Annotated in this window: 21 protein-coding genes; 10 read left to right on the forward strand and 11 right to left on the reverse strand. The window is 72.1% G+C overall.

The annotated features are described in order from the left end of the window. Positions 1-2: 2 nt before the first annotated feature. Genes ACBI99_RS42000 through ACBI99_RS42015 form a run of 4 tightly spaced genes read left to right on the forward strand, consistent with a single transcriptional unit; the run spans position 3 to position 4,978 of the window. The gene (locus tag ACBI99_RS42000; protein WP_219505471.1) at positions 3-617 is read left to right on the forward strand and encodes an isochorismatase family protein; all 615 of its coding nucleotides are present in this window, start codon (positions 3-5) and stop codon (positions 615-617) included. Further along, positions 614-805 (forward strand): phosphopantetheine-binding protein, encoded by a 192-nt coding sequence (locus tag ACBI99_RS42005; protein ID WP_219505472.1) that lies wholly within the window; start codon positions 614-616, stop codon positions 803-805. Before ACBI99_RS42000 ends, ACBI99_RS42005 begins: the two co-directional genes overlap by 4 nt. Beyond that, complete coding sequence (locus ACBI99_RS42010) at positions 798-4,703, forward strand: thioester reductase domain-containing protein (RefSeq protein ID WP_375075010.1); 3,906 nt, start codon at positions 798-800, stop codon at positions 4,701-4,703. The genes ACBI99_RS42005 and ACBI99_RS42010 overlap by 8 nt, the downstream gene beginning before the upstream one ends. Next, entirely contained in the window at positions 4,697-4,978 is a 282-nt protein-coding gene (locus ACBI99_RS42015) for a DUF2218 domain-containing protein (protein ID WP_219505474.1), read from the forward strand. Before ACBI99_RS42010 ends, ACBI99_RS42015 begins: the two co-directional genes overlap by 7 nt. A gap of 77 nt (positions 4,979-5,055) precedes the next feature. Here the strand turns inward: ACBI99_RS42015 and ACBI99_RS42020 are convergent, their stop codons facing one another. The 7 genes from ACBI99_RS42020 to ACBI99_RS42050 form a co-directional block, all read right to left on the reverse strand. After that, positions 5,056-7,317 (reverse strand): hypothetical protein, encoded by a 2,262-nt coding sequence (locus ACBI99_RS42020; protein WP_219505475.1) that lies wholly within the window; start codon positions 7,315-7,317, stop codon positions 5,056-5,058. Between the two features lie 140 nt (positions 7,318-7,457). Then, positions 7,458-7,868 (reverse strand): type II toxin-antitoxin system VapC family toxin, encoded by a 411-nt coding sequence (locus ACBI99_RS42025; protein WP_219505476.1) that lies wholly within the window; start codon positions 7,866-7,868, stop codon positions 7,458-7,460. Continuing rightward, the gene (locus ACBI99_RS42030; protein WP_219505477.1) at positions 7,865-8,089 is read right to left on the reverse strand and encodes a hypothetical protein; all 225 of its coding nucleotides are present in this window, start codon (positions 8,087-8,089) and stop codon (positions 7,865-7,867) included. Before ACBI99_RS42030 ends, ACBI99_RS42025 begins: the two co-directional genes overlap by 4 nt. A 77-nt stretch (positions 8,090-8,166) precedes the next feature. Continuing rightward, a complete protein-coding gene (locus ACBI99_RS42035) occupies positions 8,167-9,306 on the reverse strand; it encodes an FAD-dependent oxidoreductase (protein ID WP_357583781.1) in 1,140 nt (379 codons plus the stop codon). Positions 9,307-9,351: 45 nt separating this feature from the next. Next, a complete protein-coding gene (gene sigJ / locus ACBI99_RS42040) occupies positions 9,352-10,197 on the reverse strand; it encodes an RNA polymerase sigma factor SigJ (protein ID WP_219505483.1) in 846 nt (281 codons plus the stop codon). Beyond that, complete coding sequence (locus ACBI99_RS42045) at positions 10,197-11,084, reverse strand: serine/threonine-protein kinase (protein WP_219505484.1); 888 nt, start codon at positions 11,082-11,084, stop codon at positions 10,197-10,199. The genes sigJ and ACBI99_RS42045 overlap by 1 nt, the downstream gene beginning before the upstream one ends. A 40-nt stretch (positions 11,085-11,124) precedes the next feature. After that, positions 11,125-12,879: a class I SAM-dependent DNA methyltransferase gene (locus tag ACBI99_RS42050; RefSeq protein WP_375075011.1), complete on the reverse strand. Its 1,755-nt coding sequence runs from the start codon at positions 12,877-12,879 to the stop codon at positions 11,125-11,127. Positions 12,880-12,954: 75 nt separating this feature from the next. Here ACBI99_RS42050 and ACBI99_RS42055 point away from each other — a divergent pair, with 75 nt between their 5' ends. Continuing rightward, positions 12,955-13,725 (forward strand): PP2C family serine/threonine-protein phosphatase, encoded by a 771-nt coding sequence (locus ACBI99_RS42055; protein WP_219505488.1) that lies wholly within the window; start codon positions 12,955-12,957, stop codon positions 13,723-13,725. A gap of 240 nt (positions 13,726-13,965) precedes the next feature. Beyond that, positions 13,966-14,643, forward strand: a complete 678-nt coding sequence (locus tag ACBI99_RS42060) for a CHAP domain-containing protein (protein WP_375075012.1) — start codon at positions 13,966-13,968, stop codon at positions 14,641-14,643. Between the two features lie 257 nt (positions 14,644-14,900). Here the strand turns inward: ACBI99_RS42060 and ACBI99_RS42065 are convergent, their stop codons facing one another. Further along, on the reverse strand, positions 14,901-15,941 hold the full coding sequence (locus ACBI99_RS42065; RefSeq protein ID WP_375075013.1) for a glucose 1-dehydrogenase: 1,041 nt from the start codon (positions 15,939-15,941) through the stop codon (positions 14,901-14,903). A gap of 88 nt (positions 15,942-16,029) precedes the next feature. Between ACBI99_RS42065 and icmF the strand changes: the two genes are divergently transcribed. The 3 genes from icmF (at position 16,030) to tpx (ending at position 20,869) form a co-directional block, all read left to right on the forward strand. Further along, positions 16,030-19,227 (forward strand): fused isobutyryl-CoA mutase/GTPase IcmF, encoded by a 3,198-nt coding sequence (icmF, locus tag ACBI99_RS42070; protein WP_219505493.1) that lies wholly within the window; start codon positions 16,030-16,032, stop codon positions 19,225-19,227. Between the two features lie 115 nt (positions 19,228-19,342). Further along, the gene (locus ACBI99_RS42075) at positions 19,343-20,317 is read left to right on the forward strand and encodes a helix-turn-helix domain-containing protein (protein WP_375075014.1); all 975 of its coding nucleotides are present in this window, start codon (positions 19,343-19,345) and stop codon (positions 20,315-20,317) included. Between the two features lie 51 nt (positions 20,318-20,368). Then, on the forward strand, positions 20,369-20,869 hold the full coding sequence (tpx, locus tag ACBI99_RS42080; protein ID WP_219505497.1) for a thiol peroxidase: 501 nt from the start codon (positions 20,369-20,371) through the stop codon (positions 20,867-20,869). On the opposite strand, the gene ACBI99_RS42085 is transcribed toward tpx, so the two are convergent. Then, a complete protein-coding gene (locus ACBI99_RS42085) occupies positions 20,839-21,750 on the reverse strand; it encodes a TIGR03619 family F420-dependent LLM class oxidoreductase (protein ID WP_357583767.1) in 912 nt (303 codons plus the stop codon). The two genes, tpx and ACBI99_RS42085, sit on opposite strands and share 31 nt — an antisense overlap. 4 nt (positions 21,751-21,754) lie before the next feature. Further along, a complete protein-coding gene (locus ACBI99_RS42090) occupies positions 21,755-22,573 on the reverse strand; it encodes an SAM-dependent methyltransferase (protein WP_357583765.1) in 819 nt (272 codons plus the stop codon). 54 nt (positions 22,574-22,627) lie between these two features. Here ACBI99_RS42090 and ACBI99_RS42095 point away from each other — a divergent pair, with 54 nt between their 5' ends. After that, positions 22,628-23,410: a helical backbone metal receptor gene (locus ACBI99_RS42095; protein ID WP_219505501.1), complete on the forward strand. Its 783-nt coding sequence runs from the start codon at positions 22,628-22,630 to the stop codon at positions 23,408-23,410. Here the strand turns inward: ACBI99_RS42095 and ACBI99_RS42100 are convergent. Continuing rightward, entirely contained in the window at positions 23,375-24,547 is a 1,173-nt protein-coding gene (locus ACBI99_RS42100) for an ROK family transcriptional regulator (protein ID WP_219505504.1), read from the reverse strand. The two genes, ACBI99_RS42095 and ACBI99_RS42100, sit on opposite strands and share 36 nt — an antisense overlap. Positions 24,548-24,550 lie beyond the last annotated feature (3 nt).

The raw sequence follows: 24,550 nt of genomic DNA on the forward strand, positions 1-24,550 counted from the left end.
CCATGGGACTGCCCGTCATCGAGCCGTACCCGCTGCCGTCGTCGCCGCCCGAGGGCCGGGTGGGCTGGGAGCTCGACCCCGGCCGGGCCGCGCTGCTCGTCCACGACATGCAGAACCACTTCCTCGCCCCGTTCCAGGCCGCGCCCATCCCCGAGGTGATCGGCAACATCCAGCGGCTGCGCGAGCACTGCGCCGACGCCGGCATCCCGGTGCTGTACTCGGCCCAGCCGGGCGCCCAGCCGCCCCGGCAGCGCGGGCTGCTGACCGACTTCTGGGGGCCGGGACTCGGCGCCGAGCCGTTCGCGGCGGCGATCGTGGACGAGCTGAAGCCGGAGGACCCCGGCGCGGTGCTCACCAAGTGGCGCTACAGCGCCTTCGTCCGCACCGACCTGGCCGACCGGCTGGAGGGACGCGACCAGCTCATCCTGGTCGGCGTCTACGCCCACATCGGGGTGCTGGCCACCGCCCTGGACGCGTTCATGCGCGACATCCAGGCGTTCGTCGTGGCCGACGCCGTGGCCGACTTCTCCCTCGGCCACCACGAGTCGGCGCTGGACTACGCCGCCTCGCGCTGCGCGCGCGTGGTGACCACCGGACAGATCGTGGAGGGCGCGTGAGCGACGAGGAGTTGCGGTCGTACGTGGGCGAGCTGCTCGGCGAGCAGCCCGGCGCGGACGACGACCTGCTGGAGCTGGGCATGGACTCGATCAGGCTGATGGCCGTCGCCGACCGGCTCGGCGCCGACTTCGCCGACCTGGCCGAGCGGCCCACCCTGCGCGCCTGGGGAGAGCTGATCCGTGGCTGAGCCGCTGACGGCCGCGCAGCTCGGCATCTGGACGGGGCAGGCGCTGTCGCCGGGCAGCCCCGTCTACAACGCGGGGGAGTACGTGGACATCCGGGGCGCCCTGGACGAGCGGCGCTTCGAGGCGGCGCTGCGGGAGGTGATCGGCGCGGCCCCGGCCCTGCACGCGGTGTTCTCGGACGCCGGGCAGGTGGTCCGCGAGACGGACGGGTGGCCGCTGCACCGGCTCTCGGCGTCCTCCGTGGAGGAGGCCGAGGCGTGGATGCGCGAGGACCTGCGGGTCTGCGCCGACCTGGCTGCCGGGCCGCTGTTCGCGCAGGCGCTGATCCGGATCGACGAGGACCGGCACCTCTGGTACCAGCGCATCCACCACATCGCGGCCGACGGATACGCGTTCTCGCTGCTGGCCAGGCGGGTGGCCGACGCATACTCGGGGCGGCCGGGCTCCTTCGGGTCGTACGCGGCCGTGCTGGAGGAGGCGGCCCGTTACGAAGGCGGCGATGGCACCAGGGCTCGCGACCGGGCCTACTGGGTCGGCCGGTGCGCCGGGATGCCCGCGCCGCCGCTGCTCGCCCCCGCCGCGCCCGTCAGCGGCGAGGTCCACCGGCGCACCGCGAAACTGCCCGATCGGGTGCCGCCGGAGGTCGCCGTCGCCGCCACCGCCGCCTACCTGCACGCCCGGACCGGCGCGGCCGAGGTGGTGCTCGGGCTGCCGGTCATGAACCGGCTCGGGTCCGCCTCGCTCAAGGTGCCGTGCATGGCCATGAACATCGTGCCGCTCCGGGTGCCCGTCTCCCCGTCGGACACCCTGTCCTCGCTGGCCGGGCACGTGGCCGCCGAGATCCGGCACGGGCGCCCCCACCACCGCTACCGCTACGAATGGCTGCGGCGTGACCTGGGGCTCGTGGGCGGTGACCGGAGGCTGTTCGGGCCGGTGGTGAACGTGCTGCCGTTCGGCTACGACCTGCGGTTCGGGGAGGCGCGCGGCACCGTGCACAACGTGTCGGCCGGGCCGGTGGAGGACCTGTCGATCGCCGTGTCGGACCGGGGCGGGCCGTGCGCGGACTTCGACGCCAACGCCGCCGCCTACTCCCGGGACGAGCTGGACGCCCACGCCGACGGCTGGCTGTCCCTGCTCCAGGAGCTGACCGCCGACCCTGACCAGCCGCTGTCGCGCGTCTGGAAGCCTTTGACCGGGGGAGTCGTGCTCGACGGGGGGCCGCTGTCCGTGCCCGCCGTGCCGGTCGCCCACCTGATCGCCGCCCAGGCCGCCGCCGGCCCCCACGCCGTCGCCGTCGAGCAGGAAGGGCGGCGGCTCACGTACCGGGAGCTGCTGACGTCGGCGCGGGCCTTCGCCGACCGGGTCGCCGACGCGTCCCTCGTGGCGATCATGCTGCCGAGGGGCTTCGACGCCGTCACCGCGATCGTCGGGACGGTCCTGGCCGGCGCCGCCTACCTGCCGCTCGACCCCGCCTGGCCGAGGGCGCGCGTCGACGGCATCCTCGCCGCCGCCCGCCCCGACGTCCTCGTCACCGCCGGCGGGGTGGAGCGCCGCCCCGGCGCCCCGCGCGACCCCGGGCTCGCGTACGTCATGTACACCTCCGGCTCCACCGGCCGCCCCAAGGGCGTGGCGGTCGGCCAGGAGGCGCTGGCCCACTTCGTCGCCGGAGCCACCGGCGTGTACGGGCTCCGCGCCGACGACCGGGTGCTGCAGTTCGCGCCGCTGCACTTCGACGCCTCGGTGGAGGAGATCTTCCTGACCCTGTGCGCCGGGGCGACGCTGGTGCTGCGCACCGACGAGATGCTGCAGTCCGTCGGCCGGCTCCTCCAGGCGTGCGCCGACCTCGGCGTCACCGTGCTCGACCTGCCGACCGCGTTCTGGCACGAGGTCGTCTACGCGCTGTCCACCGGGACCGCCGCGCTGCCGCCCCGCGTCCGCACGGTGATCATCGGCGGAGAGGCGGCGCTGCCCGAACGGGTCGCCCGCTGGCACGCCGCCGTGCGCGGCTCCGCCCGCCTGCTCAACACGTACGGGCCCACCGAGGCCACGGTCGTGGCGACGGTCGCCGAGCTGGTGCCGGGGGACCCCGACGTGCCCATCGGACGACCGCTGCCCGGGGTGCGGGCCGCGGTCGTGGACGGCGAGCTGGTGCTGATGGGCGGCGGGCTGGCCCGCGGCTACCTGGACGCGCCGTTCGGCAGCCACGCGGGCGAGCCCGCGTACCGCACCGGCGACCGGGTCCGGGTGCGGGCCGACGGTGCACTGCTGCACCTGGGGCGCATCGACGACGAGTTCAAGATCAGCGGGCACCGGGTGGACCCCGCCGAGGTCGAGTCCGCGCTGCTGCTGCACCCCGGCGTGCGGGAGGCCGCGGTGGTCGGGCAGGTGCTCGACAGCGGAGCCAGGCGCCTGGTCGCCCACGTCGTCCCCGCCGGCGAGGAACCGTCCGGCCTCAGGGAGCACCTGGCCGGGCTGCTGCCCGCCGCCGTGATCCCCTCCGCCTACGTCTTCACCGCCACCCTCCCCAGGACCACCTCGGGCAAGATCGACCGCTCCGCCCTCAAGGAGGCCGCCGTCGAGACCGCGCCCCGGGGCGACGACGGGCTGGTGGGCGTGGTCCTGCGCGTGTGGGAGGAGGTCCTGGGCGCCACCGGGATCACCCCGGCCGACGACTTCTTCCAGCTCGGCGGGCAGTCGCTGCAGACCATCCAGGTCGTCAACAGGCTCGCCGCCGAACTCGGCCGCGACGTCCCGGCGACCCTCCTGTTCCGCCACCCGACGGCGGCGGCCCTCGCCGCCGCCCTCCCCCCGGGCGCGCGGGCCACGGCCGAGGCGCCCTCCCACGTCGCCGACGCCGTGCTTCCCCCGGACGTCCTGCCCCGGGCCGTCCCCGCCACCCGGCCGCCCACGTACCTGCTCACGGGCGCGACCGGCTTCGTCGGCGCCCACCTGCTGGCGGAGCTGCTCACGTCCACCGATGCCCGCATCGCCTGCCCCGTCCGCGCCGCCGACGAGCCCGCCGCACTCCAACGCCTGGCCGACGCCCTGGCCGTCCAAGGACTGCCGGAGCTCCCCCGGGGCCGGGTCCTCCCCATCCCCGCCGACCTCACGAAAGCCGAGCTGACCGGCGACTACCAGGCCGTGTACCACAACGCCGCCGTCGTCAGCGTGACGCGCCCGTACAGCAGCATGCGCGCCGCCAACGTCACCGCCACCCTCGACCTGCTCCGCCTCGGAGCCCCCTTCCACTACATCTCCACCCTGGCCGTCGCCGCCCCCGGCCCGTCCGTGCCCGAGGAGTACGTCCCCCCGCACCCCGGCCTGCGCGACGGCTACACCCAGTCCAAATGGGCGTCGGAAGAGCTCGTCCGTCAGGCGGGGGAACGCGGCCTGCACACCGCCGTCTACCGCCTCGGCCGCGTCGCCGGAGCCGACGGCCACGTCAACCCGGGCGACCTGTTCTGGCGCATCGTCCGCGCCGGCGTCCTCGCGGGCGCCCGCCCCGACCTGGACCTCGCCGAACCCTGGACCCCCGTCGACTACGCCGCCCGCGCCGTCGTCACCCTCTCCCACGCGGGCGCCACCGGTGTCCACAACCTCGCCCCCCTCCCGCCCGTCCACCTCGCCGAAGCCCTGGAATGGGTCGCCGACGACGGCTACGACCTGCCGGTCGTCCCCCTGGACGCATGGGTGCGACGGCTCAGGAACGGCGACGCCGAATCCGCGGCCACCGCCGCCTTCTTCGACCTGGCCACCGGACCGCCGCCGCCGATGGGCCACGTCCACGCCGGCCGATCCGCCGGCATCCCGTGCCCGCCCATCGACCGCGGCACCATGCGCCGCTACCTCGCCCACTGCCGGGCGACCGGCCTCCTGCCCGCGAAAGGAACCCCATGCTGACCAGCACGTCCCGGGTGGAGACCGACCGCGCCACCCGCTACCTCGTCCAGCTCTGCAAGCACTTCGCCCGCAAGGTGCCCGCCGAATGGACGGACGAGAAGGGCACGGCCACCTTCGACTGGGGCACCTGCGCCTTGCTGGCCGAGCCCGACGCCCTCCATCTGACCATCGAGGCCCCGGACGAGGAGAGCCTGGGCCGAGTCCGCTACGTCGTCACCGACCACCTCGAACGCTTCGGCACCCGAGACAACCTGACAGTCACCTGGTCGGAGTGAGTTCCATGTCGACCGGCCTCGCCGAACCCGTAGGAGGGGCGCGGTCCGCGCGCCACGCGAAGGCCCCGCCGGGCGGCTCAGCCGGGCCCGGCGGTCCAACGCCCGACCTGTACGGACTTCACGTGTGCCTTCGCCTGACTGTGTACGGCCTTCGCGATCCCGTGTCGGATCGTCGACGCGTTGACCTCGATCCCGTCGGACGTGGCGCGGCGGATCTCCTCGACGACGGCCGAGGATGAGGCGTGGTCGTCGAGAAGATGCGTGATGCCCGCAAGGTGGTCGGGGCCGTACAGCGGACCGAGGGGATCGATGAGTTCCTCCGGCGGTCCGACGTCGAAGATCTGCTTGACCGGGCGATACTTCCTGTTGGTCTCCTGCATCTTCGCGTAGAACATCTCCCGCTCCGCCTCGTACTGCTCGAAGTACTGCGTGGGGAACACGGCGACCTGGGCGTCCACGGAGACGGAGTCCTCCGCGGTGTAAGTCACGAGTTCGTCGTCGCTGGGGGTTCCGTCCCCTGAAACCCTGATCGTCTCGGTCACGGCGAATGACACGCTGAACGACGGGTTGGCCGCGTTCTCGCTGGTCACCTCCAGCCAGAGCACGCCGCGAGGCGGCCACTCCTTCTCCAATCCCGGGATGGGGTCGTGCGCCGGGTCGCTGACCTGGACCCGGCAGCTGAAGAGCACCCGCCCTTCGCCTTCCTCCTCGGTCCAGTAGGTCGCGCCGGACGAATCGACGAAACGCAGGTAGGTCGCCGTCTCCAGCTCGACGTCATGGTCCGGGCCGAAGCGGGGCACCGGCTTGAGACCGGCCGGTCCCGGGTCGCCGGTGTGCCACAGCCCCTCCTCGCCTTCCAGACGGCGGACCTGGGACTCGAACACTGAGATCCGGGTGCCGTCGTTGCCGACCAACTCGACCTTGTAGCCGAACGTGACGTCGCTGGAGGCGAGCCGGCGAAGGTTCGGTACGCCGTCCAGGCCGGGGTTCGCCTGGATCGCGATCGGCACCCGTACCTTCACCGCGCGGGCTTCACGTACGCCGTCGAACGTGGTGGGCGGGACCAGGATGTTGAACGTCTCCGCGCTGGTCTGTGCGGTGGAGAGGACGCTCAAGGTCTCCGTCTGGGCGCGGTCCGCGTAGATGCCCAGCGTTTCCGACTGAGGGGGAGGGAAGAGAAGCTGCCCCAAGCTGTTGATCACTGACCAGAGGTCGCTGAGCCCGTTGTTCCGGCACACCCATTTGAGCGATGCCTGACGGTCACGGAAGAACCCGCCCATCTGATCCTGGCCCATCAGCCCCGTCGAGAACCCCGCCGGATCGGGCACCCACCACCCCGGCTGGTACGCACTGGTGCCGAAAGCCGGGTCGGCCGCCCCGCACGGCCAGCTGGAGAACGTGAAGCGGGGCAGATACCGCTCCTCGCTGAACGGGGTCGCCGGAACATGGTCGAAATGCGGAGCGGGCATCGGCGCGCTGACCAGAATCTGCGCGTACCAGTCGGCGGCGAACTGGGAAAGCGCCTCGATCAAGCCCAGCAGACGCTCCCGCTCATGTCCCGTCGAACGGAAATAGGGCTCGACGAAGCGAATTCCATTGAGATAGCAGAGCGCTCCCGCCATCAGAACCGGTGCATGGAATCGCCCGTCCCAGCGGAGATGGCTGGCATTGAGGCTGTCCGGTGTCTGCCAATCATGGTAGGAGGCGGAGAGCGGACGCATGACCTGGACCGGCCACACGGTCGCCGGAACCACTCTTGTCTCGTTCGGCCACGACCTCTCCGAGGGAGGTAGGGAACTCGCGAACACACTTTCCGGTTGGCCCATCAAATGGGCCCCGGCGTAGACCTGGTCGCCGCCCATCATCCAGTGCGGCGCCGCGTTCCCGGACAGCATCGTGTAGGTCTCGGGATGGAACGGCAGCAGATTGGCCTCGGGCATGGCATGCCCCAGAAGCTTGGGACGCATCACGTTCAGGGCGTTCACCAGCTCGCGCCGGTGCTGGGCGGAATGGTCCGCCGCGAAGGACCGAATTCCGTCGGCGACATCCTTGATGAGCCCCTGCGTTCCGGTAGCCCGTTCCAGGCGATCGGAAATGAGTGTGCGGTGATTCTGGTCGCCGATCTTCTTGATTTCTTCGCGGATCTGGTCGAGTGCCTCCTGGATCGGATCTTTGCCGCCGATGATCGCCTTGATGATGTCGGCGGCCACGGCAACGACACCCACGACGGTCGACGCCGCCGCGACCCAAGTGGCGATGCTCTTGAAGGTGGCCACGGCGCCGGCGGAAATGCCCACGGTACGGGCGAACGCCTCGGGGTTCCTGAAGCTGATCGACACCGGACCACCGTTCCTTCACAACATCGGTTGACGCCCCAAGATTCGCACCCCGCGAAGAGCTGATCCAGAACTGCGGGCCGTCACCCGGTTACACAGAAGGCATGAGGATGGAAAGCATTTCTTTCCTGAAGAGAAGGCGGTTATGCCGGTGGTGGGTAGCGGTGGATCTCGGCCCGGTGGCCTGTCGAGCCGGCGAATTTGGCGTCGTCGGTGAGCAGCGGCACCCCGAGCAGTTCGGCGAGCGCCACGTACATGCCGTCATAGGCGGTCAGGTTGTTGCGCAGCTCCAGCACGCGCGGCTGCAGGGGCAGCATCGGATGGCGGACGATCTTCAGCTGGGCGTAGCGCTCCAGCATGATCTCGGCCCTCGCCTCGGAGATGCGCACCTCGGGCTTGCTGGTGATGACATGCCCGCGCACGACGGAGGCGATCTCGACGTCGATCAGGGCCGGTGCGTGCAGTTTCCGCGCCAGCCGCTGCCGGAGAAGGTCGTCGCCTTTGACGTTGGCCAGCAGGCGGAAGACGATCGAGGCGTCGACGACCAGGCTCACCGGCCGCCCTCGCGCATGGTCTCCCGGACGAAGTCGGGGTCGTACGCCACCGGCTCGTCGGCGGCGATCCTGGCCATCACCTCGTCCAGTGTCGGCGTGGCCGCCTCTTCGTTCAGGAGGTCGCGGACGAACGCGGTGAGGGACTTGCCTTCGCGCTCCGCCCGCGCCTTCAGTGTCCGCTCGGTCGTGTCAGGAACATCCCTGATCTGTATGGTCCCCATGCAGGCATTTTAGCATGCAACCTGCATGCACTCGGCCGTCGACCGCAACCAGGTCGACGGCCGAGTGATGGGGCGAACTACGCGCGCGCCCCCGCCAACCTTTCCGCAGGTGCCGGCTTCGGGCCCTTCACCCACATGTACGTCCCGGGCCGACGACGTTCGAGGCGCAGGAATGCCACCGTGGACCGGCAAATCAGCTCCTTCACGAACGCCGCACCCCGCCCGCGCAGCACCGTCTCCACGGGCGAGTCGTCGTGCCGGACGAACTGGATGAGCCCGTCGCGGCGGCCGAGGCTGACGCACTGGATGAGGTACCGGAACCGGAACGGCCTGGCCTGGCGTCCGGCGGCGCGGGCGTTGACGGAGTCGGCGGCGTGGGCGGCGATGGGCATGCCGGCCGCGCAGGACATGCGGGACTCGCCGGCGCCGGGGATCCGGACGGCCGCCGCGTCGCCGACGACGTAGACGTCCGGGTGCGACACGGACCGCATGGTGGCGTCCACGACGGCCCGGCCGCGGGCGTCGACGGTCAGCCCGGCCTCGGCGGCGAGCGTCGGGACGGTGAACGAACCCGCCCAGACCACGACATCTGCGGAAATGTCGCCGTCGGTGGTGTGGACGGTCCCCGCCGACACGCCCGACGCGCGGACCCCGTACCGGGTGATGACGCCGAGCCGAGACAGCGCCCCCGCGACGTGCCGGCGGCCGCGCGCCGACAGCACCGGCTCGTTCCCCGACACCAGCGTGACCCGCCACGCCGGGTACGTCTCGGCCAGCTCGGCCGCCATCTCGACGCCGGTCAGCCCGCCGCCGACCACCGCCACGTCACCGCCGCCGGAGGCCAGCCGGGTCCGCAGGGCGGCGGCGGACTCGGCGGTGTAGGCGTGCTCGGCCACCCCGGGCACGCGCACGTCGGTCCGGCTGCCGAGCGCGTACACCAGCGTGTCGTAGCCGAACTCCCGCCCGTCCTCCGTGCGCACCACGCGTGCCGAGGGGTCGAGCGCGGCGACCCGGGCGACGACGGTCTCGATGCCGGTGCCGCGCGTCAGCTCCGCCAGCGGGACCCGTACGGTCGGCCGGCCCGCGGCCAGCTCGTGCAGCCGGATCCGCTGCGTGAAGTGCGCCTCGGCGCTGATCAGGGTGATGTGATGGGTCCGGTCCAGCCGCAGCGCCGCTGTCAGACCCGCGTATCCCGCTCCGATGACCACGATGTTCATGCAAGGGAGACGGCGCCGGCGGACCCGATGTCTGAGTGAGGTGCGTCACACGTTGCGCAGCTTGACGGGATTGCGTACGACGTCGACCTGGACGACGCGGCCACCGGAGACCACGAAGGCCATCACGCTGTCGGGGACCCCGTCGCCGTCGCGGATGACCACGCCCGGAGCCCCGTTGACGTCGAGGAACTCGGCCGTCATGCCGTCGAACCAGCGCTCGACCATGCCCAGGACCATCCTGGCGACCCGATCGGAGCCCACCACCGGCACCGCCGCGGCCGTGACCACGCCGCCGCCGTCGGCCCGCCACACCACGCCTGGGTCGAGCACCGCGACCAGCCCCGGCAGGTCGCCCGAGGTCGCCGCCGCCGCGAAGGCCTCCACGACCTTCAGGTGCGCGGCGCGGTCGGCGGTGCCGCGCGGCGCGTACTCCTGCACGCGCGCGCGGGCCCGCGACGCGAGCTGCCGCACGGCCCCGGGGCTGCGCCCGAGGATCTCGCCGATCTCCTCGAACGGCACCTCGAACGCGTCGTGCAGCACGAACGCCGTCCGCTCCGCCGGGGAGAGCCGTTCCAGCACGGCGAGCAGGGCGAGACTGACCGAATCGTCCAGGGTCACCCGGTCCTCGGGGCCGAGCTCGGCGACGACCGGCTCGGGCAGCCACTCGCCGACGTAGGACTCCCGGCGGGCGCGGGCGGAGGTCAGCAGGTCGTAGCAGACCCGGCTCACGGCCGTGGTCAGGTACGCGCGCGCGTCGCTCACCGCCTGGCGGTCGGCCTGCCGCCAGCGCAGCCACGTCTCCTGCACGGCGTCGTCGGCGTCGGCCACGGTGCCGAGAATCCGGTACGCGACGGCCCACAGGTGGTCACGGTGCTCCTCGAACGCCTCCATCAGCTCAGCACCCGCCCCACCATCCGGGCGTACATGCGCCCCGGGCTCGGGGACCGGGCGAGGAAGCCCGGCAGCATCGGGAGCGACACCGCGAACGGCTCCAGTAGCCGGTAGAGCTCGTGGGCGTCGCGGGGCCGGTCGCCCGGGTTCTTCTCCAGGAGCTGCCCGAGCAGCGCGCCCAGCCCGGCGGGCACCCCGGGCACGGCGGGCGGACGCTCCTTGACCTGCTTCTCGAACACCACGTAGTCGGTGGGCCCGGTGAACAGCTGCCTGCCGGTCAGCATCTCGTGCAGCACGCAGCCCAGCGCGTAGAGGTCGCTGCGGGGCTCGGCGATGCCGTGCTGGATCTGCTCGGGGGCCATGTAGGCGGGCGTGCCGAGGATCTGGCCGATGCGGGTGAACGTCGTCACGTCGGCGTCGCGGAGCATGGCCAGGCCGAAGTCCAGCACCTTGACGCTGCCGTCGGGGCAGAGCATCAGGTTCGTCGGCTTCAGGTCGCGGTGGCAGATCGCCAGCGCGTGCGCCGCCGACAGCACCGCGCACGCCTGGGCGGCGATCGCGACGGCCCACGGCACCGGCAGCGGCCCGTGCTCGCTCACCACGTCGGCCACCGTGACGCCCTCGATGAACTGCATCACCTGGAAGAGCCGCTGCTCATGGGTGCCGAAGTCGTACAGGACGGGCGCGCCGGGGTGCTCCAGCCTGGCCAGGATGCGGGCCTCGCGGATGAACCGGCGCTCCAGCTCCTGGTCGGGGCCGCTGGGCAGGCGGAGGAGCTTGACGGCCACGCGCCGGTCGAGGTGACGGTCGTGACCCGCGTAGACGGCGCCCATGCCGCCCTGGCCGAGGGGGAGGTCGTCGAGCTCATAGCGGTCGCCGATGACCACAAGTCCCCCCTCCCGCATCCTTCCGGGAAAAACTACACCGTCAGGACTGCGGGTGCAGGTGGCCGCCCGTGAGCCCGTCCAGGCCCAGCCGGATCAGCGTCTGGCCCAGCGCGGACGTCTCCCGCAGCGCGTCCTCCAGCACGGCGAGCTGCCGGAACGCCTCGCCGTAGGCCCGCTGGTCCTTGAGCGGGAGCCTCGGCAGGCGGGTGCGCCGCACGTCGAACCTGCTGGAACCGGTCGTCGCCCGGCTGCCCGCCGCCCGCAGGAACCCGGCCAGGAAGTCGGCGTCGAGCCGCCGCGCGTCGACCCGGTAGAGCGTCAGGTGGGGGCCCAGCACCATCCCGCCGCCCGCCATGACGCGCACGCTGGAGTAGGAGGCCACGACGTCGCCCGGCTCGACGGCCACCAGCCCCTTCTGGGCCGTGGTCAGGCCCGACGGCGGCGCGTCGCCGGCCACGTCGTCGGCCGTGAGCACGGGCACGTCGCCGCCATCGGCGGCCATCCGAGGCGGCGCCTGGAACACGCTCACCAGGCCCTCCTTGATCAGGTCGCCGATCGTGGTGGCGGGCTGGTCGAGCGGCTCGTCGAGCACCTTGAGGTCGGGCGGCGCGGCGGCGGCGGCCAGGAACCGGTCGCGCGCCTCGGCGAAGGCCCGGCCCACGTCGTCGCGGCGCTGGTGGCGGGCCGGGGTCATGTCGACCTCGTCGGCCAGCAGGTCGATGATCCGCACCGCCTGGCCCGAGCCGTCGGCCAGGTAGGCGCGCCAGGCGGGCTCGACGACGGACATGTCGGCGGACGCGTCGAGGATCAGCACGTCGGACGGCGGGCGCTCACCGGCCGCCGGGCGGCGCAGCAGCCACAGGTCGGCGCCCGGCAGCGCGATGACCGCGCGCAGCGCGCCCGCCCTGAGCAGGTTGGCGCGGATGCGGCGGCCGGCCTTGCGGCTGGCGGCGGCCGGAGGCATGAGGATCGCGACCAGGCCGCCCGGCCTGACGTGGGTGAGGCAGTGCTGGACCCAGGCCAGCTCCGGCTCGCCGCGTGGCGGCAGCCCGTACTCCCAGCGGGGGTCGCCGACCAGCTCCTCGTAGCCCCAGGCCCGCTCGTTGAACGGCGGGTCGCACAGCACGGCGTCGGCCCGGTCGCCGGGGAAGCCGTCGTGACGCATCGCGTCGCCCGCCACGATCGTCGTCTCGGCCCCGCGCAGGCGCAGCCGCGCGGTGGCGATGGCGGCGGACGTCTCGCTCAGCTCCTGCCCGAGCACCCGCGCGTCGCCGGCCGCCAGCAGCAGCGTGCCGACCCCGCAGGCGGGGTCGAGCACGCGCGGCACGTCCTCGCCCGGCGGCACCAGGCGGACCATCAGCTCCGCGACGTCGTCGCGGGTGACCGACAGTTGCCGGGAGTGGGCCTCCAGATAGCGCTCCACCAGGAACTCGTACGCCGTCAGCGCCCCATGTCGCTCGGCCAGCTCCGACACGAGCGAGGCCGACTCGGGCTCCAGCTCGCTCTCACCGGTGGTCAGCAGCGCCCCGGCCTGGGCGACGACCTCGCCGAGCCGCAAATCGCCCGCGGCTTTCAGGCGTTGCCATGCCCGATCCGCCAGGGAGACCTGGTAGGACTTCCCATAGCGGCGCAGCCAGTCCTCGACCTGAGGCAGTGAAAAGAGGGGCTGGTTGGCGGTTCCGCCGATGGGGGCGGGGAAGTCGTCGTGGCGGCGGCGCCAGTTGCTCACCGCGGCACGCCCGACACCGGCGAGCCGGGCGATGTCCCCGGCGTTCAGGGTCGGGTCGTGGCTCATGAGGGTCAGACTAGTTCAACCGAGTCTTCAGCGCATCTGCTTGTGAAGTCTTTCAACCAGTGATTTACTGCAGGTATGAAGCACAACATCCGCTATGCCGCCGGATCAGACGTGGGCCGCCGCAGGGAGCAGAACGAGGATTCTGGCTATGCGAGCGGCCGGTTGCTCGTGGTGGCGGACGGGATGGGCGGGCACGCCGCGGGCGAGCTGGCGAGCTCGGCGGCGATCGCGGTGATGCGCGAGCTGGACGCCACGCTTCCCGAGACGGGCACCGACCTGGAGGCCGCGCTCGAAGGGGCCGTGCACGAGGCCGCGCGCAGGCTGGTCGAGCTGGCCGACATCGACCCGGCGCGCAGGGGGATGGGCACCACGGTCACCGCCATGCTGTGGGACGGCTACCGGTTCGCTCTGGCTCATCTGGGCGACTCCCGCGGATACCTGCTTCGCGATGGTGCTCTTTACCAGATGACCAAGGATCACACACTTGTGCAGTCGATGGTGGACGAAGGGCGCATCACGGAGGACCAGGCCGCCGTGCACCCCCGCCGCTCGATGGTGCTGCGCGTCCTCGGCAGCGAGGGCAGGGCGGAGCCCGACATGGCACTGCGCGAGGCCGACCCGGACGATCGCTATCTCCTCTGCTCCGACGGGCTCACCACCGTGCTCGGGCCCGAGGTCCTGCACGAGGTGCTGACCACGGTGGCAGACCCGGCGGCGGCCGTCCAGAGGCTCATCGATCTTGCCAACGAGGGCGGTTCGCCCGACAACGTGACGGTCATCGTGGCCGACGTCGTCGCGGCGGGCGCGGGCGACACGCAGGTCTTCCGGGTAGGCGCCGGGGCGTAATCCGGACTCCTGTCCCACCAGCCACAAGACCGTTATTTCCCCTCATGGCTAGACACTTTCGGAATGCTCTGCGCGTGGTCGTGATGTCGCTATTACAGTCCATCATGATCTGCCACATTTCTGGGGGGAGTCGAGCTGGACCCGATCGCGGAAGAGTTACTCGCCACCGTCCGTAAGGAACTCGGCTACCGGGAGAAGTCCGGCCAGCACACCAAGTTCGGCCACTGGTACGCCGACCGGGTGCAGGATCCGCAGTACAAGAACGCCGCCTGGTGCGACATGTTCATCGCCTGGGCCGCCGACAAGGCAGGCATCGGCGAATACGTCGGCCAGTTCGCCTGGACACCCTCCCATGCGGTCTGGTTCATCAAGCAGGGCGCCTGGACGCGCAAACCCGAACCGGGGGCCCTGGTCTTCTTCGACTGGCGCGGCGGTGACAGCTACAAGGGCGTCGACCACGTCGGCATCGTCGAACGCGTCGCCGGCAAGAAGATCCACACCATCGAGGCCAACGTGGACCGCGTCTGGCTCAAGCGCAAGGTCCGCGAAACCGACAAGGTCGTCGGGTACGGGCTGCCGCGCGTCGTCAAGGCCAACGCCGAGCTGAGCGAGATCCGCTCCAGCCAGCAGCCGTTCCCCCTCCGCGAACGCGCCGACCCGCCCGCCGCCTCGCCCTTCGACGCCCTCGGCGGGCCGCTGGCGCTGCTCGCCGTCATCATCGTCACCACCGTCGTGGTCTCCTTCCGCGTCGCCGGCCGCCGCGCGGGCCACCACCGCCGCCTCGCCGGCCCCTGGAACGCGCCAACGCCTCCCGCGCCTCCGGAGCCCACCCAGCCGCCGTCCGCGGACCCCGCGGCCCCCCGCGTCCCCGTAGGCGCCACCCCCACCCGCCGACACCCCTACAACCCCAGCCCCTGACCCACTTCCCGGTAGAACCCTCCCGGGGCAGGAGTGCCCGGGTACGGCATAGGTGGGTGGCGCGGCGTCCTGAGATGGGGCCCCTTCGGGGGCGTGCCCGGGTGCGGGCGCCCGCTGGGGCGGTGGCCGCTGGGCGGTGCGGCGTCTTCGGGGCGGCCCTTCCGGGGGGAGGGCGCGCCCGGGTGCGTACCCGGTTGCCTCGGCTTCGGGCGGGTGGACCCTTCCGGGGGGAGGGATCGGCCGTACGGCGGGGTGGGTCAGGTGGTCAGGTCGATGACCACCTTGACGTCCTGGCCGCGTTCGAGGGCTTCCGGGGCGCGGTCCAGGGGGAGGCGGCGGGTGATGAGGCGTTCGAGCCAGGCGGGGTCCGCCTGGGAGAGCGCGTCGGCGGCGGCGCGGTAGTGGCGCAGGTTGGCGTTGACGGTGCCGAAGACGACGTCGTTCTCCAGGACGATGTCGCGGTTGATCTGCCCGGCGTCGGCGCTGATGGGCCGGCCGCCGGCGGAGACGCCGGCGAGGCAGACGATGCCGGCTTCGGCGGTGTTGAGCATGGCGTCGAAGACGAGCGGCCCGGCGCCGGTGCATTCGAGGATGATGTCCGGTTTGAAGCCGACGGCCTTGAGGTCGCTGGCGGCGTGGTAGGTGGCGTCGAGGTCGGCGACGAGGGCGGGTTTGACGCCGTCGGCGGCGCGGTCGAGGACGTGGACCTCCAGGCCGCGCTGGCGGGAGAGCAGGGCGCCGAGCAGTCCGATGGGCCCGGCGCCGGTGACGAGGACGGTGCGGGGCTCGAACCAGGCGCGGGAGCCGATGGCCTCGATGTGCTCCCAGGCCTTGGCGACGACGGAGGCGGGTTCGACGAGGACGCCGAGGGTGCCGAGCGCGGGGTCGATCTTGACGGCGTAGGCGGCTTCGACGGTCCAGCGCTCGCTGCCGTAGCCGTCGCGTTCCTTGATGCCGCGCTCGGTGTATTCGCCGTTGCGGCACATGTCGAACTCGCCGCGGGCACAGGCGCCGCAGGGTACGGGGTCGGGGCGGCGGACGACGCCGACGACGAGGTCGCCGGGGGAGTAGGCGGAGCCGTCGGGAACCTGGAGCACCTGGCCGAGTGATTCGTGGCCGAGGATCATGGGCTCCTGGCGCGGCCAGCCGTACTCGCCGGAGATGAGCTCGCGGTCGGTGCCGCATATGCCGAGTGCGAGGCCCTGGACGAGCAGTTCGCCCGCCCCCGGCTCCGGCTCGGGAACCTCTGTGACGCCGAGCGTGCCCTGCTTGCCCGGCACGAATGTGATCGCACGCATGCTTCACCCCTACCCACCAGGGCACCTTGGGAATTAGTAGGACGTCCTAGTATCTTCGAATCAGGGCCCCACGAAGGAGTGATCAGGCGTGCACGTTCCGGTCAACCCGGTCCGATTCGTGACAGCGGCAGCGCTGTTCGACGGCCATGACGCGGCCATCAACATCATGCGGCGCATCCTGCAGACCCAGGGCGCCGAGGTGATCCACCTTGGGCACAACCGATCGGTGGACGAGATCGTCACAGCCGCCATCCAGGAGGACGTCCAGGGGGTGGCGATCAGCTCGTACCAGGGCGGGCATGTGGAGTTCTTCTCCTACCTGGTGGACCTGCTGCGCGAGCGCGGCGCCGGGCACGTCAAGGTGTACGGCGGCGGTGGCGGGGTGATCGTGCAGGACGAGATCGACCTGCTGCACGAGCGGGGTGTCACGCGCATCTTCTCGCCGGAGGACGGGCAGCGGCTCGGGCTGCCCGGGATGATCAACAAGCTGATCGAGGAGTGCGACGTCGAGCTGGACGACGCCCCGTCGGTCGAGGCGGTGGTGTCGGGCGACCAGGCGGCGCTGGCCAGGGCGATCACGCTGATCGAGGCGGGCCGGGCGCCGGCCGGGCTGGTCGAGGGGGTGCGTGCGGCGGGCCGTTCGGCTCCGGTGCTGGGCATCACGGGCACCGGCGGGTCGGGCAAGTCGTCGCTCACCGACGAGCTGGTGCGCCGGCTCCGCGTGGACAACGACGACAAGCTGCGCATCGCGGTCATCGCCATCGACCCGACGCGGCGGCGGGGCGGCGGCGCGCTGCTCGGCGACCGCATCAGGATGAACAGCCTGAGCCCGCAGACGTACTTCCGCTCCCTGGCCACCCGGGGGGCCGCCAACGAGGTGCCGGCCTGCCTGGACGACGTGATCGCCGCCTGCCGGGCCGCCGGTTACGACCTGGTGGTGGTGGAGACGCCGGGCATCGGCCAGGGCGACGCGGGCATCGTGCCGCACGTGGACGTGCCGATCTACGTGATGACGCCGGAGTTCGGCGCGGCCTCGCAGCTGGAGAAGATCGACATGCTCGACTTCGCCGAGGCCGTGGTGATCAACAAGTACGAGCGGCGCGGGGCCGAGGACGCGCTGCGTGACGTACGGCGGCAGCTCGTGCGCAACCGGGAGGCGTTCGGCGTCTCGCCGGAGGAGATGCCGGTCTTCGGCACGATCGCGGCCCGCTACAACGACGCGGGCGTGACCGCGCTCTACCAGCACCTGAAGGAGCTGCTGGTGGACAAGGGCATGCCGGCCGGTCCCGGGCTGCTCGCGCCGGTGCGCGGGCGCACGTCGCAGGCGTCGGCGGCGATCGTGCCGCCGGCCAGGGTCCGCTACCTGGCGGAGATCGCCGAGACCGTGCGCGGCTACCACGAGGAGACGCGGGCCCAGATGGAGGTGGCCCGCCGCCGCCAGCAGCTCGCCGCCGTGAGCGCGCTGCTGGAGGACGACCGCCTCGACGAGCTGTCGGCGCGGGCCGAGGCGGAGCTGAGCGACGAGAGCCGCGCCCTGCTGGAGAGCTGGCCCGCCACGAAGGAGCAGTACACGGCCGACGAGCTCGTGGTGAAGGTGCGCGACCGGGAGATCCACACGCCGCTGTGGCGCGAGACCCTGTCGGGCAACCGCATCCCGCGCGTGGCGCTGCCGCGTTACGAGGACCACGGGGAGCTGCTCAGGTTCCTGCGGAGCGAGAACCTGCCGGGCCGGTTCCCGTTCACGGCCGGGGTGTTCGCGTTCAAGCGGGACGATGAGGACCCGACGCGGATGTTCGCCGGCGAGGGCGACCCGTTCCGCACGAACCGGCGCTTCAAGCTGCTGTCGGAGGGCCAGCCGGCCACCCGGCTGTCGACGGCGTTCGACTCGGTGACGCTGTACGGGAACGACCCCGACCTCCGGCCCGATATTTACGGAAAAGTGGGCACTTCGGGGGTGTCGATCGCCACCCTCGACGACATGAAGGTGCTCTACGACGGCTTCGACCTGTCGGCGCCCAACACCTCGGTCTCGATGACGATCAACGGCCCGGCCCCGACGATCCTCGCCTTCTTCCTCAACGCCGCCGTCGACCAGGCGCTCCAGCGCTTCCGCGACGAGCACGGCCGCGAGCCCGACGAGGCCGAGTCCGCCGAGCTCAAGGCCCGGACCCTGGCCACGGTCAGGGGCACGGTCCAGGCAGACATCCTCAAGGAGGACCAGGGCCAGAACACCTGCATCTTCTCCACCGAGTTCTCGCTGCGGATGATGGCCGACATCCAGGAGTGGTTCATCCGCAACGGGGTGCGCAACTTCTACTCGGTGTCGATCTCCGGCTACCACATCGCCGAGGCCGGGGCCAATCCCATCAGCCAGCTCGCCTTCACCCTGGCCAACGGCTTCACCTACGTGGAGGCGTACCTGGCCAGGGGCATGAACGTGGACGACTTCGCGCCGAACCTGTCGTTCTTCTTCTCCAACGGCATGGACCCCGAGTACAGCGTGCTCGGCCGGGTGGCCCGGCGCATCTGGGCGGTGGCCATGCGCGAGCGCTACGGCGCGGGCGAGCGGTCGCAGAAGCTCAAGTACCACGTCCAGACCTCGGGCCGCTCGCTGCACGCCCAAGAGATGAACTTCAACGACATCCGCACCACCCTCCAGGCGCTGATCGCCGTCTACGACAACTGCAACAGCCTGCACACCAACGCCTTCGACGAGGCGGTCACCACCCCGTCGGCCGACTCGGTGCGCCGGGCCATGGCCATCCAGCTGATCATCAACCGGGAGTGGGGCCTGGCGCGCAACGAGAACCCGCTGCAGGGCTCGTACATCATCGACGAGCTCACCGACCTGGTGGAGGAGGCGGTGCTGCGCGAGTTCGAGCGGCTGTCGGACCGGGGCGGCGTGCTGGGCGCGATGGAGACCGGCTACCAGCGCGGCCGGATCCAGGACGAGTCCATGCTGTACGAGACCCGCAAGCACGACGGGTCGCTGCCGATCATCGGGGTCAACACGTTCCGCAACCCGGGCGGTGACGAGCCGGGCCCGCACAAGCTGGAGCTGGCCCGGGGCACCGAGGAGGAGAAGCGCTCGCAGCTCGACCGGCTGCACGCCTTCCACGAGCGCAACCGGGCCGAGGCCCCGGCGGCGCTGGCCCGCCTGCGGGAGGCGGCGATGTCGGAGGAGAACGCGTTCGAGGTGCTGATGGAGGCGGCCCGGGTGTGCTCGCTGGGTCAGATCACCGAGGCGCTGTTCGAGGCGGGAGGCCAGTACAGGCGCAACGTTTAGGGCGCTCCCCGGCTGGATAACCGTGCTGTCACGATTCGGGGCCGAAGGTGGCTTTGTCGCCTTCGGCCCTGTCTTCTCTCCCATACTGATCGGCGATCAGAAGGAGGGGGACGCCGTGCTGGAGGCGCTGGGGCTCACCGCCGGTGAGGAGCTCGCCTACCGCCGCCTGATCGACGGCCCCCGCACCGCCGCCGAGCTGGCCGCCGCCCTCGGCAGGCCGGTCACCGCCGTCGCCGAGGACCTGGCCGCCCTGGTCGGGCGCGGCCTGGTCTCGCGCCTGCCCGGCGTCCCCGCCCGCCACGTCGCCGCGCCGCCCTCCGTCGCGCTCGGCGGCCTGCTCACCGCCCGCCGCGAGGAGCTGCGCACCGCCGAGCTGGCCCTGGTCGCGCTCGCCGAGCAGCACCGCATGGCCGCCGTCGACCGCGCCGTGGGCGACCTCATCGAGGTCGTGACCGGCGTCGAAGCGGTACGCCAGCGCTTCCTGCAGATCCAGTGGGCCGCGGACAAGCGGGTGCGCTCGTTCTCCACGGCGCCGTTCGTGGCCGTGACGCCGGACGACAACACGGCCGAGGAGGAGGTCGTCGACCGCGGCGTGGAGTATCTGGTGATGGTCGAGCGCGAGGTGCTGGCCACGCCCCGCGTGGCGGCCGGGATCATCGCCTCCATCCGCAAGGGCGTCCAGGTCAGGGTGTCCGACAAGCTGCCGATCAAGCTCATGATGGCCGACGGCGAGCTGGCCCTGGTGCCGCTCACCACCGATCCCGGCGGCGAGCCGGCCGCCGTGCTGCTGCACCGCAGCGGCCTGCTCACGGCGGTCGAGGCGCTGTTCGAGGCGATCTGGCAGCGCGCCTACCCGCTGCGCGTGGACGCCTCCGGCGAGCTGGCCGAGGAGCGCGAGGCCGCGATCGGCGAGCTCGACAGGAACATCCTCGGCCTGCTGCTGGCCGGGCTGACCGACGAGGCGGTCGCGGGCCAGCTCGACCTGTCGCTGCGCACCCTCCAGCGCCGGGTCCGCGCCCTGATGGACCTCGCGGGCGCCCGCACCCGGGTGCAGCTCGGCTGGCACGCCGCCCGCAACGGCTGGGCCTGACGGCGGACGATAAGATCCGGACGCGGGATTCCACTGCCATCAGGAGGCTTCATGTCCGACGTCACGTTCAAGGGAAACCCCATCATCGTGGGCGGTTCCTTCCCCAAGCAGGGCGACCCGGCGCCCGGGTTCAGCCTGGTCGGCGCCGACCTCTCCGACCGCACGCTGGCTGACTTCGGCGACGCGGTGAAGGTGCTCAACATCTTCCCGAGCGTCGACACCGGCGTGTGCGCGGCCTCCGTGCGCCGCTTCAACCAGATCGCCGCCGAGCACCCCGGCGTGGCCGTGCTCTGCGTGTCGGCCGACCTGCCGTTCGCCCAGAAGCGGTTCTGCGGCGCCGAGGGCCTCGACAACGTCACCACGCTGTCGCTCATGCGCGGCCGCTCGTTCCTCAAGGACTACGGGGTGGCCCAGGAGAGCGGCCCGCTGGCCGGGCTCGCCGCCCGCGCGGTGGTCGTGCTCGACGGCGCCAACAACGTGATCTACTCCGAGCTCGTCCCGGAGATCACCCAGGAGCCCGACTACGACGCCGCGCTGGCCGCGCTCACGTAGGACCTGAACTCCCCGGCCAGCTCCAGCAGGTGCGGGGCGTTCTCGGCGGTGTGCTGGAGGTCCAGGACGCACTCGTGGACCCCGGCCGCCGCCGCCTCGTCCAGATAGGCGGCGATCTGCGCCACGGTGCCGCTCCTGGGCGGCGCGCCGCCCGCCTCGACGACCGGGTTGGCGCGCAGCACCATGCGCAGCGCCGCCGGGTCGCGGCCGGCCTCCTCGGCGGCCCGCAGCACCGTGCCCCACATCGAGGTCAGCATCCGGATCGGCAGCGAGGCGGTCAGCCAGCCGTCGGCCCGGCGGCCGATGCGCCGCAGCGCGTCGGGGGCGAACCCGCCCAGCAGCAGCGGCGGGCGGCCGACCGGCTTGGGGTGGATGCGGCTGGGCGCCACCGTCCAAAGCTCGCCGCTGTAGGCGACCGGGTCGGTGTGCCAGATGGCCTCCAGCGCGTCGAGCGTGGCCTCGTACCTGGAGGCCCTCGACTTCCAGGGCACGCCGACGGCGGCGTACTCGTCCGACGACCAGCCGAGCCCCAGCCCCACGTCCAGCCGGCCGCCGCTGAGCTGGTCGATCGTCGTCAGCGAGCGGGCGAGCAGCGGGGGAGCGTACCAGCAGGCGTTGAGCGCGCTGGTGCCGAGCCGGATGCGCGAGGTCGTCGCGGCGGCCACCGACAGCACCGCGAACGGGTCGAGGAACACGCCGTGCGCCTCGGGGATCGAGCCGTCGCCGCCGGGATAGCGGTCCTTGGGCTCCAGCGGCGTCAGCAGCCGGTCGCCCACCCACAGGCTCGCGAAGCCCATCTCCTCGGCCTCGTGCGCCACCAGGCGCAGGCTCTCCAGCGAGGCGAACCTGCCGTACTGCGGCGCGGCCAGGCCGATCCGCATCGCCTCAGGCCCTTCTGCCCACGCCGCACAGGATGAGCGACGAGGCGGGATCGTCGGTGAAGTCGATCGCGTCGGTCTCGCCGGGACGCCATTCGGGCAGCCACACCAGTCCCGGGTCCACCAGGTCGAACCCGTCGAACATGGCGGCGATGCCGGCCCGGTCGCGCAGGGTCAGCGGTGCGGTGGCGTTGCGGTAGACCTCGGTGCCCTTGCGGACGGCGGCGCGGCGGGCGTCGCTGGTGCCGTGGGACAGGACCAGGTAGCTGCCGGGCGCCATGGCCTCGCGCAGCGTGCGCAGGATGCCGGCCGGGTCGTCGGACTCGGCGATGAAGTGCATGACGGCCACGAGCAGCACGCCGACGGGCCGGTTGAAGTCGATGGTGTCCAGCACCACCGGGTCGTCGAGGATCTGCCGGGGCTTGCGCAGGTCGCCCTCGACGGCGACCGTGTCGGTGTCGGAGGCGAGCATGGCCCGCGCGTGCACCATGACGACCGGGTCGCGGTCCACGTAGACGACGCGGTTGCCGGGCGAGACGGAGTTGGCCACCTCGTGCACGGCGCCCTGCGACGGCAGCCCGGTGCCGATGTCGAGGAACTGGCTGATGCCCTCGCCGGCCAGGAACCGCACGGCCCGGCCGAGGAAGGCGCGGTTGGCCCGGGCGGCGGCCCGCACTTCGGGCGCCACCTTCAGGATGCGCTCGGCCGCCTCGCGATCGGCCGGGAAATGATCCTTGCCGCCCAGGTAATAGTCGTACAGCCGGGCGACGTTGGGCTTGGTCGGATCGAAGCCCCGAGGTTCGTGCTGGTGATCCCCCAGATTCACATTTCAAGATTGTATGGATATGTATCCCTTCGTGGGGGGATTTAGGGTGTTGTTGTGAGCGATTCCGTCGAATTTGTCGATGACACCGGGGTACGCGTCCCCGTGCCCGCCGCCGTGGGCCGGATCGTGTCACTGGTGCCGTCGCTCACCGAATCGGTCGCCGCGACCGTCCCCGAAGCGCTGGTCGGGGCCACCGACTGGTGCTCGCACCCGCCCGGCCTGGATGTGACCAGGGTCAGGGGCACCAAGAACCCCGACCTCGCCGCGATCACCGCGCTGCGCCCCGACGTGGTCCTGGCCAACGCAGAGGAGAACCGGCCCCCCGACCTCGAGGCCATGCGCGCCGCCGGGCTGGCCGTGTGGGTGACCAGGATCGAGACCGTGGACCAGGCGTTCGCCTCGCTGGCCAGGATGTTCGAGCTGGCCTGCCGGGTGCCCCGCCCGGACTGGCTCGTCCGGGCCGAGCGGGCCTGGCGCGAGCCGCACCGGGGGCCGCGCCGGACCGCGATCGTGCCCGTCTGGCGGCGGCCGTGGATGGTGGCGGGGCGCGACACGTTCACCGGCGACGTGCTCGCCCGCCTGGGCGTCGACAACCTGTACGCCGGCCACCCCGAGCGTTACCCCAAGATCCCGCTCGCCGAGCTCGTCGAGGCCCGGCCCGACCTGGTCGTGCTCCCCGACGAGCCGTACGCCTTCAGCGCGGACGACGGCCCCGAGTGCTTCCCCGGCCTGCCGTGCGCGCTGGTCAGCGGGCGGCTGCTCACCTGGTACGGGCCGTCGCTGCTCACCGCCAGGGCCGAGCTAGCCGGCCAGATCGGGGCGGGCCGGCCCGCCTGAGGCGGCCAGCGCCGCGTCGACTGCCTCCGGCGACAGCACGTGCTCCATGACGATCACCGCCGTGCCCACGATGCCCGCCCGGTCGCCCAGCGAGCTCGTGACGATCTCCAGGTTGCGGGTCGTGTACGGCAGGCTGCGCCGGTAGACGCTCTCCCGGATGCCCGTCAGGTAGTGCTCGCCGGTCTCGGCCATGTCGCCGGCCAGCACCAGGACGCCCGGGTTGAGCAGGCTGACCGCGGTCGCCAGCACGATGCCCAGCGTCCGCCCGGCCTCCTGGGTGCGCGCGATGGCCGCCGGGTCACCCGCCTGCACCAGGCGGACCACGTCGCGGCTGGTCTCCATGCCCAAATCGGCGGCCACCGCGTGACCGCTGGCCAGGGACGCCACGCAGCCGCGCGAGCCGCACGTGCACACCCGGTCGTCGGCCTCGTGCAGCCGGACGTGGCCGATGTTGCCCGCGGCCTCCTCCACGCCCCGGTAGATGCCGCCGTTGAGCACGATGCCGGTGCCGATGCCGGTGGACACCTTGACCAGGACGAGCGCGTCGGTGTGCCGCCACGACGACCACCACTCGCCCAGCGCCATCGCGTTGGCGTCGTTCTCCACCAGGATCGGCACGTCGAAGTCCGCCCCGACGGCCGGGCCGATCGGGTGGTCGTCCCAGCCGGGCATGAGGAACGACCGGATGGCCCGGCCCGAGGTGTGGTCGACCGAGCCCGGCAGGTCCACGCCGATCCCGCAGACCTGGGCGGCCGGGCGGCCGGTGCGGTCGAGCAGCCGCCGGAACGCCTCCCGCACCCAGGACAGCACCGCGTCGGGGCCGCGCTCGATGCGCATCTCGGTGTGCTCCTCGGCCAGCGGCCGGGCCGCCAGGTCGGTCAGCGCCACCCGGGCGTGGCTGGCCCCGAGATCGGCCACCAGCACGAGCCGGCTGCCGGCGTCGATGTCGAGCACCGAGGGCGGCCGCCCGCCCCCGGAGGACGCCACACCCGACTCGTGGATGTAGCCCGCCTCGATGAGCCGGTCCACCCGGTCGGTGATCGTCGACCGGGACAGCCCGGTGAACTCGATGAGCTGCTTGCGGGTGCGGCAGGAGCCGTCGCGGATGAGCTGGAGGACCTGCCCTGCCGTCAGCATGGT

This window comes from Nonomuraea sp. ATR24 (assembly GCF_041950485.1).
GTDB lineage: Bacteria > Actinomycetota > Actinomycetes > Streptosporangiales > Streptosporangiaceae > Nonomuraea > Nonomuraea ceibae.